The following is a 17,820-nucleotide window of genomic DNA, read 5'->3' on the forward strand; positions in this document are numbered from 1 at the left end:
TCAATTCTTTTTAAACTTCAAAACTTTCCAGCAGCTTTGGAATGGTGATCTTGAAATCAGGATGACCTTGCTCCAGAATTTCTTTCAGCGCTTCGGCTTGCGGCAGTTCGGTGTGGACCAAAAATAAATTCTTCAGGCCCTGGATATTTTTTATATAATCTTTCAAAAAATCCTGATCCCCGTGCGCGCTGAATTCGTTCATGGTAATAACGCGAGCGCGAATATTTAAACTGGAACCCAAAATTTGTATGGGACTTTCACCGTGATGTATTTTCCGGCCAAGCGTGCCCTCGGCCTGATATCCTGTGATCAAGATCGTATTTTTCGGATCTTCAATATTGTTCTTCAAATGATGAAGGATGCGGCCGCCTTCCATCATTCCTGAAGAGGATATGATGATGAATGGCCCGGGTCTGGTATTCAAAGCCTTGGATTCTTCCACCGTATGAATATACTGCAAATTTTTGAATGCCAGAGGCAGTTCATTTTTGCTGAAAAAATCCTGATCGGTCTCAGCGTCAAAATCTTCTTCGTGCTTGGCAAAAACTTCGCTGATGTTCAGCGCCAGCGGGCTGTCAACGAATATGGGAATGTCCTGGACGATCTTCCGGTCCGTCAGATCATGCAGAATATACACCAATTCCTGCGTCCGGCCCAGAGCGAATGCCGGAATGATGATCTTGCCGCGGTTTTTGATGGCGAAATCTATGACTTCGCGCAGCTGGCCGGCAGCATCAGACAAAGGTTTGTGTTTGGTCCCTCCGTAAGTTGCCTCGCTGATCAGAACATCGGAATTTTCCTGTACAGGCTCCGGGTCATGCAGGATCGGCGCTCCCGGCTGGCCTATATCACCGGTATAAGCCAAACCTCTGATAGTATCGTTCTCCTTGATCTCAAGATAAGTAATTGCGGATCCTAAAATATGGCCCGCGTCGTAAAATTTAAACCGGATGCGGTCATTGATCTGGGTCCATTGCCCGGTTAAACGAAAATACGGGACGATCTCAAAATACTGGAAGATATTTTCAGCCTCTTCTTTCGTGTACATGACGCCGGGACTGGGAATTCCCGGGTGATTCTGAGCGTATTTGGAATCCATGGACTGGACCATGGCGCTGTCGATCAAAATAAATTTGGCGATATCTGCCGTGGCACCGGTGCAATAAATTTTTCCTTTGAATCCGTTCTTTACTAGAATGGGCAGCATGCCGCAATGATCCGCATGAGCATGCGATAAAATAACGCAGTCAATAGTCTTGGCATCAAAAGGCAAGGTCTGATGTTCCGGATCCCCGCCGGTGTGTTCGCCCTGCTGCAAACCGCAATCCAAAAGTATTCTGGATCCTTGCGTTTCGAGCAAATGTTTGGAACCGGTGACAGTTTGCGCCGCGCCGTAAAAAGTTATTTTCATATTTTACTCTTTAATGTCCCCTCCCGTACTAGGAAAACTGGGTACTTGTCCAGAATTGTTCATTTGAACAATGGGTCCTTGGGGGAGCAGCAGATCCAGGCTGTTGGCAGGGAGCACGTCTTTGAATTGATAGCCATAGGAGTAGAAGACTGCTTCAGACGGAAAACCATACCGAAGATCAGTGCCCAGAAGATATACGGTTCCCTGATTAAGAATCAAAGCTCCTACCGGGTGCCTGATGTTGGAAGAAAGGATGGATTCCCCTTCAGGAATAGCACTCGTGTCTGCTCGTATGACATTGGATAGTTTGTATCCTAGGGCTGTGAATACGGCCATAGAGACAAAAGGACGTTTAAAGCCCTGGGACATGACATAGATCACCCCATGGTCCAGCAGAAGAGAGCCGTCTGATGTTAGGGTATTGGAAGCCTGCTGATTCGTACCTGGTGGTACATATGGGGCACAACAGGTTGGGCCTCCTCCGCCAGAAGGTGGAGGTGGAGGCGGAGGGGGCGGAGTTGAACCACCGAAATTCCAGTTGATATTGCCTCCCCCATCAATACAATTGGTACAGGTGACCACGGATGTAGCATGAGATGAGGATACGGAGAGATATGATAGAACACTTGAACCTTGGGAGTCTAGATTCCAGGCAGAGGAACCTGTGGTGAATTTCTGGATGCGGCCGTTGTTGGCATCTGCGACATAAATATTACCGGAGTGGTCCATTGTAATACCTAGCGGAACAGCAAACTGGCCATCGCCCGAACCAGGTATCCCGCTCTGACATCCGGAGGTGCAAATTTGAAACGCATTTGTTGTTCCATCTTGAACACCCCAGCCGAATGTGAGGAGTAAATTACCCGAAGGGTCGAATTTCTCAATGCGGTTGTTTTGGATGTTGGCGACATAAATATTATTTGATGAGTCAATTGCAATACCTTGGGGATCGATAAACTGTCCATAGCCCCCACCTTCCGAACCAGCCTGGCATCCGGATGTGCAGATCTCAAACTGATCTGCTCCATCCTGCACTCCCCAGCCGATGGTATACTCAAAGACCGGCTCACCCGTGTTCAGAGAAAATTTCTGGATGCGGCTATTGTCAGAATCTGTGACATAGATATTATTGAACGAGTCAATTGCAAGGAATGCTGGCTCATTGAACTGGCCGGCATCCGAACCTCGTATCCCACCCTGGCATCCGGAGGTGCAAATTTGAAACGCATTTGTTGTTCCATCTTGAACACCCCAGCCGAAGGTGGAAAGAAAAGCACCGTCAGGGTCAAATTTCTGGATGCGGTTATTGCTAGCATCTACAACATAAATGTTGCCCGAAGAGTCAAATACAATTCCTTGAGGATACTCAAATTGCCCATCGCCGGAACCTTCGGTTCCCCATTGAGTTACAAATCCTTCACCGGAATTGAATACCTCAATACGATGATTACTGCTATCCGTGACATAAATATTATTGGAAGAGTCAATTGCAATACCTCCGGGAACTAAGAATTGGCCGTCACCGCTGCCGCCAATCCCAGTTTGACAGCCCGATGTGCAGATCTCAAACTGATCTGCTCCAGTTTGTACTCCCCAGCCGAAGGTGGAAAGGAAATTGCCGGAAGGGTCAAATTTCTGGATGCGGCTATTTCCTTGATCCACGACATAAATATTACCTGAAGAGTCATTTGCAATGCCTATAGGATTATTTAATTCTCCTTCTGGGCTACTATTGCCGAACTTTGAGAGAAAATTCTCTGAAGGATCAAATTTCTCGATACGTATGCCGCTGTCCGCAACATAAATATTGCCGGAAGCATCAACCGTAACACCTACAGGTAAACTTGTCTGCCCCTCGCCCCCTGGCACATCTGGGTCATCGGCGGGTATCCCAGCCTGGCAGCCGGATGTGCAAATCTGAAATTCTTCTGTTCCGTCCAGCACTCCCCAGCCGAAAGTAGATTGAAAGGCGCCATTAGAACCAAATACCTGAATGCGACTATTGCCATAATCTGCAACATAAATATTATCTGAGGAGTCGGTTGTAATACCGCCGGATGCATTGAATTGTCCGGCACCTGGGCCGGATATCCCGGCCTGACATCCTGACGTGCAGGTTTGGAATGCATTTGCACCAGTCTGCACCCCCCAGCCAAAGGTAGATTGAAAGGCGCCCGAAGTATTAAATTTCTGGATACGGCTATTGTCGTTGTCTGCAACATAAATATTATCTGAGGAGTCAATGGCTATATAATAAGGATGCTTTAATTGGCCATCGCCTGAGCCAAAACTTCCCCATGCGGAAATAAAGTGGCCGTCGGGACCAAATTTCTGGATGCGATTATTGCCGGCATCAGAAATATAGACATTGCCTGAAGAATCGGCCGCAACACTAATACCGCCAGACCCGTCAAATTGGCCGGGACCGGAGCCTGCTATTCCGGCCTGACAGTTTGAATTACAGACTTGGAATGCAGGTGTTCCATCCAGCACCCCCCAACCAAAGGTTTTAATGAAAGTACCGGCGGATGTGAATTCCTGGACGCGATTAGTATCTACTATGTAAATATTATTAGAGGAATCAACTATAATACCGCCGGGCGCATCGAATTGGCCGTCTCCCGTGCCGAAACTTCCCCATTTGATAATAAAATTGCCGGAAGGATCAAATTTCTGGATGCGGTTATTGTTAACATCTACGGCGTAAATATTTCCTGAGGAGTCATGCGCAATGCCTGTGATCTGGCTAAAATTTCCATCAACGGTATTGCTTCCTATACCAAACTTCGAAGCAAACACAGGCTGACCGGTGCCGGGTGCATGGTTCAAAGTCAGTAATCCCGTAGAAACACCAGTCAGAGTAAGTGTGCCTGTGACAGTTGTAGTATTAGCAGGGTCAAAGGATAAGGTGTCTGCAATGGTTGTGATCTTGGTTAAGTTATAGAAAGTATTGGAACCAAGTATGGTTTGGTTGGTTCCTGTGAGGATAACTGTGGAGGTATCGGCATGCAATTCGCCGTTATTGGTAAGGTTCCCTGAGATATTGAATGTGTTTGTACCCAGATGTAAGGCGCCCCCATCTGAGATGGTGATATCATCGATGGATTGATCATTGGTTAATGTAACTTCATTATTTATCGTGGCGGAATCCAGATAAGTTGGATAATCAATACCCGCGATCCCGGGAGAAGTATTGCCCCAGGTAGCCCCATCATTCCAATTGCCGTCTTGTACAGAAGTAAAAGAAGAAGGAACCAATACGGTTACAAAGTTCCAGTTGATGTTCCCTCCTTCATCAGTACAATTGGTACAAGTGACGGCAGATGCCGAGTGAGATGAAGATACGGAAAGATATGATAGTGCGCTGGATCCTGAAGAGTTTAGATTCCAGGTATCGGCAGAGGTGGTGAATTTTTGGGTGTAAACATAAATATTATTTAATGGGTCAACCGCTATGATCCCAGGTTCTGAGAACTGGCCATCACCCGCGAAACCATTTATTCCACCCTGACATCCGGAGAAACAAGTCTCAAAATGATTTGCTCCATCCAGCACGCCCCAGCCGAATGTGAGAAGGAAATGGCCTGCTGGGTCAAGTTTCTGGATACGGCTGCTTTGACTGTCGCTGACATAAAGGTTGCCCGATGAGTCGATGGCAATACCTTGAGGACCATTAAGCTCACCATCACCCATACCGGCTATTCCAGCCTGGCAATTGGATGTACAAGACTCCCACATATTTGCGCCAGTTTGTACTCCCCAGCCGAAAGTGGAGAGAAACGTGCCCGAGGAATCAAATTTCTGGATGCGATTATTGAAATTATCCGGGACATAAACATTATTAGAAGAATCAACCGCTACACTGTTAAGCCCGCTAAACTCACTTTCGCTTGTGCCGGGACTTCCCCATTTGGTAACGAAGTTGCCGGAAGGGCCGAATTTCTCGATGCGGGTATTCCCGTTATCTGCAACATAAAGATTGCCGAATGAGTCGAAGACCATAGCCTGAGAATTATTAAATTGGCCATCGCCTGAACCAACTATTCCACCCTGGCATCCGGAGGTACAGATCTCAAATTGATTTGCTCCATCCTGCACTCCCCAGCCGAAAGTGGAAAGGAAATGACCTCCCGAGTCAAATTTTTCAATACGGCTGTTTAGATTTCCGGCATCACTAACGTATATGTTACCCAGGGTGTCGGTTGTAATACCCTGAGGAAGATTGAATTGCCCGTCACCCGAACCTGCTAAGCCAACCTGACATCCGGAGGTACAGATCTCAAATTGATTTGCTCCATCCTGCACTCCCCAGCCAAAGGTAAAGAGGAAATGGCCTGACGGATCAAATTTCTGGATGCGGTCACTGAAACTGTCTGCAACATAAAAATTTCCTGAAGCGTCGGCTCTTATGCCTCCGGCTTGATTTATTACGCCTTCCGCTTGGTTATCGCCGAATATTGAGAGGAAATTACCCGAAGGATCAAATATCTTGACTCTGTAATTGTTCGAGTCCGTGACGTAAACTTTGCCGGAAGAGTCGGTTGAAATACCTGCGGGGGAAAAAACAAAAAAACTGTCACCGGAGGGAGGACTTTCCCACTCGGTGAAAAAACTGCCGTCAGAGTGAAATTTCTCTATGCGGGCATTATTACCGGCCCAATCAGCAACATAAATATCGCCCGCTTGATCAACTGTAATAACCTGGGGATTAGAAAACTGGTCCAGACCATCTCCTGTAATTCCAGCCAGGCAAGGCGTTGTTAAGTTTGTACAGATCTCAAAATGATTTGCTCCATCCTGTACTCCCCATCCGAAGGTGGACAGGAAAGTGCCGGCCGAATCAAATTTCTCAACTCGATAGTTGCCGTTATCGATTACGTAGAGATCATCTGATGAATCAATGGCGATGCCTAAGGGCTGATTAAACTCGCCATCGCCAGAGCCAATACTTCCCCACTGGGAAATGTAATTACCCGCAGAGTCAAATTTCTGGATACGATTATTGTTAGTATCTGTCACATAAAGAAAGTCGTCAGATGAGTCGATGGTAATGCCTGAAGGCTGATTAAACTCGCCATCGCCAGAGCCAATACTTCCCCACTGGGAAATGTAATTACCGGAAGAATCGAATTTTTCGATACGATTATTGCCACTATCTACAACGTAGACATCAGAAGCGTCAGCAGTAGTTGTAATACCGGTAACACTATCAAACTGCCCATTGTCTGTGCCACCACCTCCCCATCTCGTAATGAAGTTGCCTGAGTGGTCAAGTTTCTGGATGTAATTATTGGAGTCATCCGCCACGTAGAAGTTACCCAAAGAATCGGTGGCAATGGCAGTCGGCGACTGAAAATTTCCACCAACCGAAAATGTATCAATCCCGATCCTGGAATCAAAAACAGGGCCATTGCTGGGTGAATGATTAACAGTCAGCAGTCCCGTAGAAACTCCGGTAAGGGTCAGTGTGCCTGTGACGGTAGTAGTATTAGCCGGATCAAAGGAAAGAGTGTCTGCAACAGTTGTGATTTTGGTTAAGTTATAAAAGTTATTATTTCCCAGTATTGTCTGGTTGCTGCCTGTAAGGATAACATGGGAAGTGCCGGCATTCAGGGTGCCGTTATTAGTAAAGTTCCCGGAGACAGAGAAAACGCGTGTTCCCAGATCTAAAGTGCCGCCATCTGAGATAGTGATATCGTGGACGGATCGGTCTTGTGTTAGTGTTACGTTGTTTTCTATAGTCGCATCATCTGTCGGACCTGGAAAATCAACCCCAATGACTCCGGGAGAGGTATTGCCCCAGGTAGCTCCGTCATTCCAGTTCCCGTCCTGCGCGGAGGTGAAAGAGGAGGCAAAAGCTTTATGGGGAGCCAGAATAGCCAAAGCAAAAAAAACCGCCAGCAAAAAAGGCATTGCTGGAAAAAATTTCAATCGTGTTTTTGTTTCAGGCCCCATAATAATTTAAGATGTGATCTATTAAAACTTCTTTGTTTTAGTTAGCGGGTCCCCCTCCCGTACTAGGAAAACTGGGTACTTGTCCAGAATTGTTCATTTGAACAATGGGTCCTTGGGGGAGCAGCAGATCCAGGCTGTTGGCAGGGAGCACGTCTTTGAATTGATAGCCATAGGAGTAGAAGACTACTTCAGACGGAAAACCGTACCGAAGATCAGTGCCCAGAAGATATACGGTTCCCTGATTAAGAATCAAAGCTCCTACCGGGTGCCTGATGTTGGAAGAAAGGATGGATTCCCCTTCAGGAATAGCACTCGTGTCTGCTCGTATGACATTGGATAGTTTGTATCCTAGGGCTGTGAATACGGCCATAGAGACAAAAGGACGTTTAAAGCCCTGGGACATGACATAGATCACCCCATGGTCCAGCAGAAGAGAGCCGTCTGATGTTAGGGTATTGGAAGCCTGCTGATTCGTACCTGGTGGTACATATGGGGCACAACAGGTTGGGCCTCCTCCGCCAGAAGGTGGAGGTGGAGGCGGAGGGGGCGGAGTTGAACCACCGAAATTCCAGTTGATATTGCCTCCCCCATCAATACAATTGGTGCAGGTGACCACGGATGTAGCATGAGATGAGGATACGGAGAGATATGATAGTACGCTTGAACCTTGGGAGTCTAGGGTCCAGGCAGAGGAACCTGTGGTGAATTTCTGAATGCGGCCGTTCCGAGTATCTGCAACATAGATACTACCGGAAGAGTCTATAGCAATACCGGAAATAAAGCTAAACTCTACATCGCCAGGGCCCCCGCTTCCCCATTGGGTAATGAAATTGCCTGAAGGATCAAATTTCTGGACGCGATTATTGTCTGCATCCGTAACATAGATATTACCGGAAGAGTCTATTGCAATGCCTTGCGGATTAGCAAGTTGGCCGTCATCTGAACCATATATCCCGGCCTGACAAGGTGTCGTTAGTTCTGTGCAAATTTCAAATTGATTTGCTCCATCCTGCACTCCCCAGCCGAAAGTGGAGAGGAAATTGCCATCAGAATCGAATTTCTCGATGCGGTTATTGTCTATATCTGTGACATAAATATTACCGGAAGAGTCTGTTGCAATGCCTTGAAATGACTCAGAAGGTATGCTAAATTGTCCTTCACCTGAGCCGGGACTTCCCCACTGGAGAAGCAAATTGCCGGAAGGATCAAATTTTTCGACGCGATTATTTAGGGAATCTGCAACATAGATATTATCAGAAGAGTCAATTGCGATTCCTTGAGGTGAGTTGAACTGCCCGTCTCCTGAGCCGGGACTTCCCCACGAGGTAATCGTGTAGGAATTGCCGTTCGGGTGAAATTTCTGGATGCGATTATTGTCGGTTTCTACAACATAGAGATTGTTTGATGAATCAAAAGCAAGACCTGTTGGACCGCTAAATTCCCCGTTGCCGGAACCTGGAATCCCGACATGACAGTTTAGTGTACAAATTTGAAACATATTTGCTCCATCCTGCACTCCCCAGCCAAAAGTGAGAAGAAAATTGCCTCCCGAGTCAAATTTCTGGATGCGGTTATTAAAACTATCAGTGATGTAGATGTTGCCCGAGGCATCGAATGCAACATCACTGGGATAACCCAATGCTTTCTCCGGCGCCTTATTTACAAATTTCGAAATGAAATTACCCGAAAAATCAAATTTCTGGATACCATTCTTTCCGTCATCCGAGACGTAGACAAAAGATGAGTCAGATGAAATAGTTACAGGACCCTGAAATGCGCCTTCCTCTCCCGAATCAAGTCCGGCCCGACAAGGTATTGTTAATTCTGTGCAAACTTCAAATTGATTTGCTCCATCCTGCACTCCCCAGCCGAATGTGAGCAGAAAACCACCAGCAGGGTTGAATTTCTGAACGCGATCATTAAAATAATCTGTGACATAAATGTCATTTGAAGAATCGGCATTAATTCCAGTAGGTCCTCCAAACTCGCTATCACCTGAACCATTACTTCCCCACTTGCCAAGAAAATTGCCTGCGGAATCAAATTTCTGGATGCGGTGATTGAAGTAATCGGCGACATAAATATTATTTAAATGGTCAACCGCAATGCCTTGAGGAAAATTAAATTCGTTGTCGGCAGTACCAAAAGTACCCCACTCGCTTTGAAAATTACCAGATGAATCAAATTTCTGGATGCGATTATTGCCGGAATCGGCGACATAGACATTACCGGAAGAGTCGGTTGCAATGCCTTGATATGTCTGATCAGGCATTTCAAACTGTCCGGGGCCGGAACCCTCGCTTCCCCACTGGGTAATATAATTGCCTGCCGAGTCAAATTTCTGGATGCGATTATTGCCGGAGTCGGCGACATAAATATTATTTAAATAGTCAACGGCAATGCCTTGAGGAAAATTAAATTCGCCGTCGCCTGAACCAAGCAACCCGGCATAACAACCGGTTAAAGTAGTGCATGTTTGCAATTCAGGCGTCGTCCCATCTTGCACTCCCCAGCCGAATGCAAACAGAAAATTGTGGTTCGGATCAAATTTTTCAATGCGGTTATTCCAGCGATCTAAGACGTACATATTATCGGAAGAGTCATTCGCAATAATTACGGGTGAATTGAGATTTCCTCCAAGTGAGAATACGTCTCTCCCGATATTTGAATCAAAGACAGGTTGACCCGCGCCTGGCGAATTGTTCACAGTCAGCAGTCCCGTAGAAACACCGGTAAGAGTAAGTGTGCCTGTGAGAGTGGTCGTATTGGCCGGGTCAAAGGAGAGAGTATCTGCAGTATTTGTGATTTTGGTTAAGTTATGGAAAGTATTAGGTCCAAGTATGGTTTGATTTGTGCCGTTGAGAACAACGGTAGAAGTTTGGGCGTTTAAAATGCCGTTATTGTTAAAGTTCCCTGAAACGAAGAAGGTGTTTGCTCCCAGATCTAAAGTGCCGCTGCCGGATATAGTGATATCATGGACGGATTGATCTTGGGTCTGTGCTACTTCGTTTTCAATCGTTGCATCATCAATTGAGTTCGGATAATCAACACCGGCAGCTCCTGGTGATAGAAAACCCCAGGTCGCTCCGTCATTCCAGTTGCCGTCTTGTACTGAGGTAAAAGATGCAGAGACATTTGGAATGAAAGTTGAACATACTGTAGTGACACCCGTCACAACACCATATCCGGGAAAATTACTTGCACCTGGTGCGAAACAGGCATTACCATTGACGGTGCCGTAGTTGATGCTTGTACCCTTAAAGCTGGCATTACCGACGACAGAAGGATCCATAGTATAAAAATTTCCACTTGCATCATTGAAGGTGGGATTGCCGGTAACACTGCCTAAATTTTCACTTAAACCATTGAAAACGGGGTTGCCGTTGATAAATCCGTCGTTAGTGCTTGAATCATTGAAAATGGTATCGCCATTGATGGTGCCAAGGCTGAAGGCTGAATCATTGAAAGTAACATCACCGGTGATAGTGGTACTATCATTGCGGCTTGTATCATTGAAGATAAACTGAGTGATCAGATTACCGCTCACATCTTGGGCTCTGCCGTTGACTCTTCCCCAAGTTTGACTGCCCGAAAGAGTGATTGCCCCGCCTGAAGCAGAAGTGAAAGTGGCATCTCCGGATACTAAACTCGGATTGTAACTGGAATCATTGAACACGGCATTCCCCGTAACAGTGCCGCTGTTGGTGCTTGAACCATTGAAAATGGTGTCGCCGGTAACAGTGCCTTGATTGTAGCTTGAATCATAGAAAATAGGATTGTTGGAGATAGTCGCAAAGTTCGCACTTTGATCCCTGAAGATAAACTGAGTGATCAGATTACCGCTCACATCTAGAGCCCTGCCATTAACTATTCCCCAAACTTGTTGACCGGTGAGAGTAACCAGACCGCCTGAAGCATAGGTGAACGTAGCATCGCCGGTCACGGTGCCTGCATTAGAGCTTGTATCATTGAAAATAGGATTGCCGATTATATCAGTGTTGTTGGCGCTTGTATCATTAAAAACAGGATTGCCGGTAATAGTGCCGCTGTTTTGGCTTGTATCATTAAAAACAGGATTGCCGGAGATATCGGCGGAGTTGACGCTCGTATCGTTGAAAGTGGCAACGCCGGTGACAGTGCCGTTGTTGGAGCTGTTGTTGTTGAAAGTGGCATCGCCGGTGACAGTGCCGTTGTTCGTAAAGTCCCCTGATGACGAAAGAGTGTGTGCTGCGAGATTTAAAGTGCTGCCGGCAGAGACAGTGATGTCTTGGATGGATTGGTCTTGTGTCAGCGTCACTGTGTTTTCGACGGTCGCATTATCTGTGGGACCTGGAAAATCAGCACCGGCAACTCCGGGAGAGGTATTGCCCCAGGTCGCTCCGTCATTCCAATTGCCGTCTTGCACGGAAGTAAAAGATGTGGCAACTGGACTTATGATTTTCTGAATTGCTGCAGCAACATAACCGGCTAAAATTCCGTATCCGGCATCGGTTGGATGAATGCCATCGTGATAATACGTTGTATCTGAATCTTCCCCGGGCTGACCCATCACGCTGCTCGATGCAATATCTGAAAGGCCGTCTGCAAAGCTCGGCCAATTAGCCCGAAGCAAGCTGTTAACAGTTTGTCTGTCTGCTTCGAACGTAGGGAGCGTAGGTTCGGTCCTGGGGAGTATTGTATTTACAATTACTTTAAAACCGACCGCTCTCCTGGCCTGCGCGTACGAAACAATACGATTGTACGTTGTGATTGCATCTGCTCCAAAATGCAAATCATTAGTCCCGCCCATCAGAGTCACAATATTAGTTGTATCCGCACCCAGAAATTCAGGATCAATTTGAGCAGGCGCATCGTTGATCATATCAAGTAGCGTTCGCGAAGATCCGCCCATATTTTGATAAGTTGGCCCAGGACCAAGAATGGCTTGCACCTGACTTGGATAATCTTGTCCCGTACTTGCCAGGTAACCCTGAGTTATGGAATCGCCGTCGAAAATAAGAAGAGGATTTGAGGGTATTGAAGCTATTCCATATTTGGCCATCAGGTAAGATTCAATTTGTCCGATCTGTACCCTAGATAGCGCACTGTTGTAAATAATAATTTCAGCTATATCGCCATGTAAATTATAACCGCCGCCGGAAATGGAACCGATCGTTAAGGCACCGCTCAAGCCTAAATTACCTGATGCCACACCGGGTTTTTCAGAACCGTTAAAGCGCAGCCGGGCATGCGTGCCATCATACGAGAAAGTTTCAATTGTGGGATCCGATATCAGGGCAGATCCCGGTGATGGCATGGCGACTTGTGTACGCGGCGCTGTAAGATTACCCGTCTGTGCCAAAATGGCGTTAGCACTATTACTGATACCGCCGCTGAACCAGGCAGCTCCCTGATTACTTGTGGTAAGCTCTAAATCTTCATCTGTTTTGGTCTGTACGATAAAAAACGTAAAACTCGTATCGAATGAAGAATCAAGAAATGAAGACGTATCCATATTTTGCGCCCCATTGAATCTAAGAACCGGATGACTATTTATAATATTAGTTTTATACGTGGGTCTGCTGCCTGCCGTTAACTGTGTTGCGTTGTTTGCTCCTAAAGAACGGTCATTCCATTGTTGGACAGTGTCCCCATCAATTGCAGGGGTCGTGCCGTCTTTGGTAACTCCATTGGATGCATCCATCCAAAGTTTAAGCCCGGAGATCTGATCAGGGGTAACCGCAAGAGCTTTATGCGGAGCCAGAATGGCCAAAGCAAAGAAAACCGCCAGCAAAAAAGGCATTGCTGGAAGAAATTTCAATGCTATTGAAATTAACTTATTATTTCCGGTCAATTGTGTTTTTGTTTCAAGCCCAACTAATCACTTATTAATATAATTATAGCACATGGAAGAAAAAAAAGCAAGAGGACGCCTTATTATCTTGGGAAACAAAAAAACCAGCATTGCTGGCGTTTTTTGCAGGAGCTAAGGGTTAATCCTCTTTTCTTAAACTCCGGATATAATTTTCAATTTCATTATCTTCGGTATCAAACTTCGATCCTTGAATCCTGCTTCCTATCAGCAAGTGATACAACTGATAATCTTTGGCATCGGAGTGTTCTTTAACAAACTCCTGAGCAAATTTCTTTTTATTCAGATTTAATTGATCAAAATCAGAACGATCAGAAGCAGCATTGGAATCGACCTCAGAAGCGGCCTTTGACAATATCGCCGCAAGCTCGTCGATCCGGGCTTGGTTTTCCGGACTTATGTCTTTTCTTTCCGGACTGTCTTCATGCTCAAAATCTCTTCGCTCTGGCATAAAATTTATAGTTGAGTTTAAGATGCTTTTTTCCCTCTGAGGAAATGCGCTATCAAAAATATAACTGCAATGACGAGTATGATGTGTATGAACCCGCCCAGCAAATGCAAAAACAAACCCGCAACCCAAAGAACAATAAGTATTCCCGCTATTGTTAGAAGCATAGATTCTTTTTAATTATGAAAACTTATTAATATTGTATACTAAACAAATCAAAATAACTATCCCGGCCGAATATTATAAAATTAGCCTAGCGAATGTAATTGCTTGAAATGTTCGTGGTGAAGTTTTAGCACTGACTCTGCGGTTACTTTCGGTGCCGACGGCAATTTGATTGAGACCAACAGCGCCAACAGGATAAATAATGTTCCAAACCCGAGTGCTGACCTGGTCGCGTCTACTGTTGCCTGGTGGCTGATCGAAATTATTTCGCCTCCGATCGATTGCGGGATCGCGCCGCCCAAATTCGCTCCGCTGCCAAACTCAATGTTTGAAGACTGTGCAGTCACCGCCTGCGCAACTGTTGGTTTTATATCCTGCGGTATGACCAAGCTTTTATTGACGCCGCTGATCAGATTGGCTGATAAAGCCGAGATCAGGATCGCGCCAAGGATCGCCGAACCAAGCGTTTGGCCCAAGGACCGGATGGTGCTGTTCACTCCCGAAGCTTCGCCTGACTGCTCCACGGAAACCGCGGACAAAGTCAGGTTGCTGGCTTGGCCGAATATCAAACCCACACCAAGTCCGAACAAAGCAAATCCCGGAGCCATGGCCCAGGCGCTGGCGCCGACATGCAGGCTTTGGCGCAGAATAAAAAACGCGATCGCATCAAGGATAATGCCGAATTGGATTATCCTTTTGGGCGTTGTGAATTTGCTGATCCAAGTGGAAAGCGGGGCGCCGACCAAAATTACGATCGTCATCGGTATCATGGCAATACCCGTCTGGATCGGATTGAAGCTTAAGACAGACTGCAGATAGACCGGGACCGAAAAACTTAAGCCCGCCTGCCCCAGAGCCAGAATGCCCGAAACCACCGAACCCGTGATAAATGTGGAGTTTTTGAATAAATTCAAAGAAACAAGGGGTGTGCGCCCGGACAACTCGCGGATATTTTCCCACCAGGCAAACACTCCCAAAATAATTATGCCGATCAGCATGAACAAAGGAGCGGCGGAGATCCCGCCCAAGTTTACGGTATGGTTAAAAATAACCAAAGGTGATACGGCGTGCAACCAGCCGTAAGTGGACGTCTGGATGAACCCGAACACCAAGGACAGCATTCCGAGAGCCGAAAGCAGGACGCCGACAATATCAATGCTCGGCGCTTCTTCAGTCTCGCGGTATTCTTTGATCAATACCGAGGACAGCACCAGGATCGCCGCCACAACTACATTTATCCGGAATGCCCAGCGCCAGCTGTAGTTCGTGGTAAACCATCCGCCGATGACCGGCCCTAGAGCTGCCGCTCCGCCGATGATCCCGCCCCAGATCCCAAAAGCTATCTGCAGATCGCGGTCTTTGTAAGTCGATCTAAGCAGCGAGGCTGTGGCCGGCAGCATCAGGGCCGCGCCAATGCCTTCAACGATTGCCTCGCCCAGGATCATGAAGCCCACTGTATGTGCGATGGAAGTCATAAACGAGCCGACGGCAAAGATGATCGCGCCGATAACGAACATTTTTTTCCGGCCGAACAGATCACCCAACCTTCCGCCGGTGATGGTGAAAGCGGACAGCATCAGTGCATACGCCGTGATGACCCACTGGATCTTTTGGATCGTGGTATGCAGATCGCCGATTATTGTGCGCAAAGTGACGTTCAGGATCGTGGTGTCCAGAATGATGATCGTCAGAGCCAAGCTCATGACCAAAAGCGGCACCCATTTGAGGAATTTATTCATAGATTATTTAGTGAGGTTATCGGTTAATTCTTTCAGCAAAAACAGCAGTTGTCCCTGTTTTTCCTTTGACAGTTTTTTAAATGCCTGGTTTAAAAGATCAGTAGGATGGTCTTTGATAATATGTTTGAGCAGTGCTTTGCCTTTTACGGTCAAACTCAGCTGGATCTTCCGCCTGTCCTGCTTGTCCGCATGGCGCGATATCATTCCTTTTTTCTGCAATTCATCAATATAAGGAACCAAGGAAGGCGATCTTATTCCGAGCTTCTTTGCGATATCAGCCAGGGTTATGGGACTGTATTTAAGAATCGAAAGCACTCCATACTGAAAAGGCGTGATGGAAATGCCCGCCTCAGTAAACTGGCGCTCGATATCGGCTTTGGCCTGTTTTACCAGGCTAAACAGCAATAATTTTAATGATTTGGATTCAGCCATAATATTCGCTAAATTGATTAGCTACCTAATTATAAGCCACCTAACGAATTCTGTCAAGGGGCAAACAAAAAACAGCCCGATCGACGGACTCTTAAGCATTTACATCAACATTTTGGGCAGATGCGAATTAAGCTTTATTTAACGTGATTAAAACAATTTCTGAATTTGTCCCGACCCGCAGCGGCGGACCCCAGGTCCCCACTCCGCTTGATATAAAAACTTGCATTAGGCCCGATCTTTTAAGTCCGTAATCAAAGCCTTTATAGATCAATCTTGGGATAAATCGCAGCGGCCACATCTGGGCCCGATGAGTATGTCCCGATATTTGCAACGAAATTCCCGCACCAGAAGCGATGTCAACATTATCCGGAACGTGTTTGATCAGGATGGAGGGGGAATTTGGGTCAATTTTCATCCGGTCCAAAACCTCTTTGTATCGCTTGGGATCTGCCGTCTGTTTATAATCAACTCCGATGAGCTGCACGCCGTTTATTTTTATAAGTTCATTTTGCAAAACTTTAATCCCCGATTTTGCGATCGTCGCCACATCTTCTTCGGTCGCTTTTACGGAAAAGCCGTCATGATTGCCGGTAACAAAATAAACTCCTTTGGGCGCCGACAATTTTTTCAGAGGCTTGATGATCTTTGCGTTATCAACTTTTACCCCGTCGTAAAGGTCCCCGCCGATCAGCACAATTTCCGGATTGAGCTCATTTATTCTGTTTGCGACTCTTTCCGCGAATCTTTGCCCGCGGACATGGCCTAAATGCAGATCAGAGACAAAAACTATCAGGCGGTTGTTCCAAGCATCGGGTAAATTACGCAGGCTGATCTTTACTTTTACGATCTTTATTATTTGCGAATGGATGACGCCGTAAGCCGCAATTAAAATTGCCAGTCCGAATAGTATTTCTCCCTGGGTTTGCAAGTTCGCGAAAATGAAACTGGCGAAGCCCAAAACTACTCCTGCCAGGAACAGATACAAGACTAGTCCGATCCAAACAGCCATTAACTTGTAAAGCGTGCGGATAAAAAAATTGTTGAACTGAAAAGAAATTGCAATTGACCCGATGAATATGGCCGGCAATGCGACAACTGCTATTCTAAGGTATATTAAGAATTTGCCCGCAAAAACCGGAAAAACCAAAAAAGCGGCTTCGTAAACCACGAAGTGCGCCAATAATAAGATCCCGAAAATTATCGAGATAAATATTGCTATCTGCGGTATTTTCAAATTACTTTCTTTCTAAAGAGTATTTATATTATTTCACCGGGGTCGCACTCTGAAGCCTGTTCGCCGAAATCTTCAGCTGCTGTTCTATTTGATTTATAAAATCATACAGATCCTTTGCGGCGCCGGTGGTACTGCAGGAAATATCCCCGCTGGTCTTCCCGTTATAGGTAATAATAGTGCTTGTGCCGAAGGAGACCGATTTGACGCAATGTTCTTTGAGCTTGCTGACATCCCCTGCCTTCTGCAACAGGGACAGCAGGTTTTTTGTGTCTATCGTCCCGGCTTTAAAATCCTGACCCGGGTTACTTTGCACGAGCGCGGAAGCGCTGCCGTCCGAAAAGATCCTTATTGCAAAGGGCAAAGCGTTTGTTGAACCCGAGTTATTAATTAAGGCTAGCGAAGTAACTGAAGACGGAGCAGGCGTCTTTGCGGGAACAGAGCTGGGATTAGGGGCCGCGGTTTGCGAATTACACGCCGCTGCCAACAGACCCAGTCCCAGCACCAGAAAGATTATTTTCTTCATAGGTTTCAGATTAGATTAATACTTTGACTGAATTATAACAAAAAAACATCAGCTTTCGCTAA

9 protein-coding genes are annotated in these 17,820 nt (G+C 46.3%); all 9 read right to left on the bottom strand.

Annotated elements, in window-relative coordinates:
• Positions 1-10 precede the first annotated feature (10 nt).
• A complete protein-coding gene (locus WDN47_02525) occupies positions 11-1,411 on the bottom strand; it encodes an MBL fold metallo-hydrolase (protein ID MEJ0021440.1) in 1,401 nt (466 codons plus the stop codon).
• 3 nt (positions 1,412-1,414) lie between these two features.
• Positions 1,415-7,324, bottom strand: coding sequence for a 6-bladed beta-propeller (locus WDN47_02530; GenBank protein ID MEJ0021441.1), 5,910 nt, complete (start codon positions 7,322-7,324; stop codon positions 1,415-1,417).
• 79 nt (positions 7,325-7,403) lie between these two features.
• Entirely contained in the window at positions 7,404-13,148 is a 5,745-nt protein-coding gene (locus WDN47_02535) for a 6-bladed beta-propeller (GenBank protein ID MEJ0021442.1), read from the bottom strand.
• 190 nt (positions 13,149-13,338) lie between these two features.
• On the bottom strand, positions 13,339-13,668 hold the full coding sequence (locus WDN47_02540) for a hypothetical protein (protein MEJ0021443.1): 330 nt from the start codon (positions 13,666-13,668) through the stop codon (positions 13,339-13,341).
• 17 nt (positions 13,669-13,685) lie between these two features.
• Entirely contained in the window at positions 13,686-13,832 is a 147-nt protein-coding gene (locus WDN47_02545) for a lmo0937 family membrane protein (GenBank protein ID MEJ0021444.1), read from the bottom strand.
• Positions 13,833-13,913: 81 nt separating this feature from the next.
• Entirely contained in the window at positions 13,914-15,569 is a 1,656-nt protein-coding gene (locus WDN47_02550; protein ID MEJ0021445.1) for an MFS transporter, read from the bottom strand.
• A 3-nt stretch (positions 15,570-15,572) separates the two neighbouring features.
• Positions 15,573-16,001: a MarR family transcriptional regulator gene (locus tag WDN47_02555; protein MEJ0021446.1), complete on the bottom strand. Its 429-nt coding sequence runs from the start codon at positions 15,999-16,001 to the stop codon at positions 15,573-15,575.
• A 127-nt stretch (positions 16,002-16,128) separates the two neighbouring features.
• On the bottom strand, positions 16,129-17,235 hold the full coding sequence (locus WDN47_02560; protein ID MEJ0021447.1) for a metallophosphoesterase: 1,107 nt from the start codon (positions 17,233-17,235) through the stop codon (positions 16,129-16,131).
• A 28-nt stretch (positions 17,236-17,263) separates the two neighbouring features.
• Positions 17,264-17,758: a hypothetical protein gene (locus tag WDN47_02565; GenBank protein ID MEJ0021448.1), complete on the bottom strand. Its 495-nt coding sequence runs from the start codon at positions 17,756-17,758 to the stop codon at positions 17,264-17,266.
• Between the last annotated feature and the right edge of the window lie 62 nt (positions 17,759-17,820).

This window comes from Candidatus Doudnabacteria bacterium (assembly GCA_037200925.1).
GTDB lineage: Bacteria > Patescibacteriota > Doudnabacteria > UBA920 > O2-02-FULL-48-8 > JBDTSL01.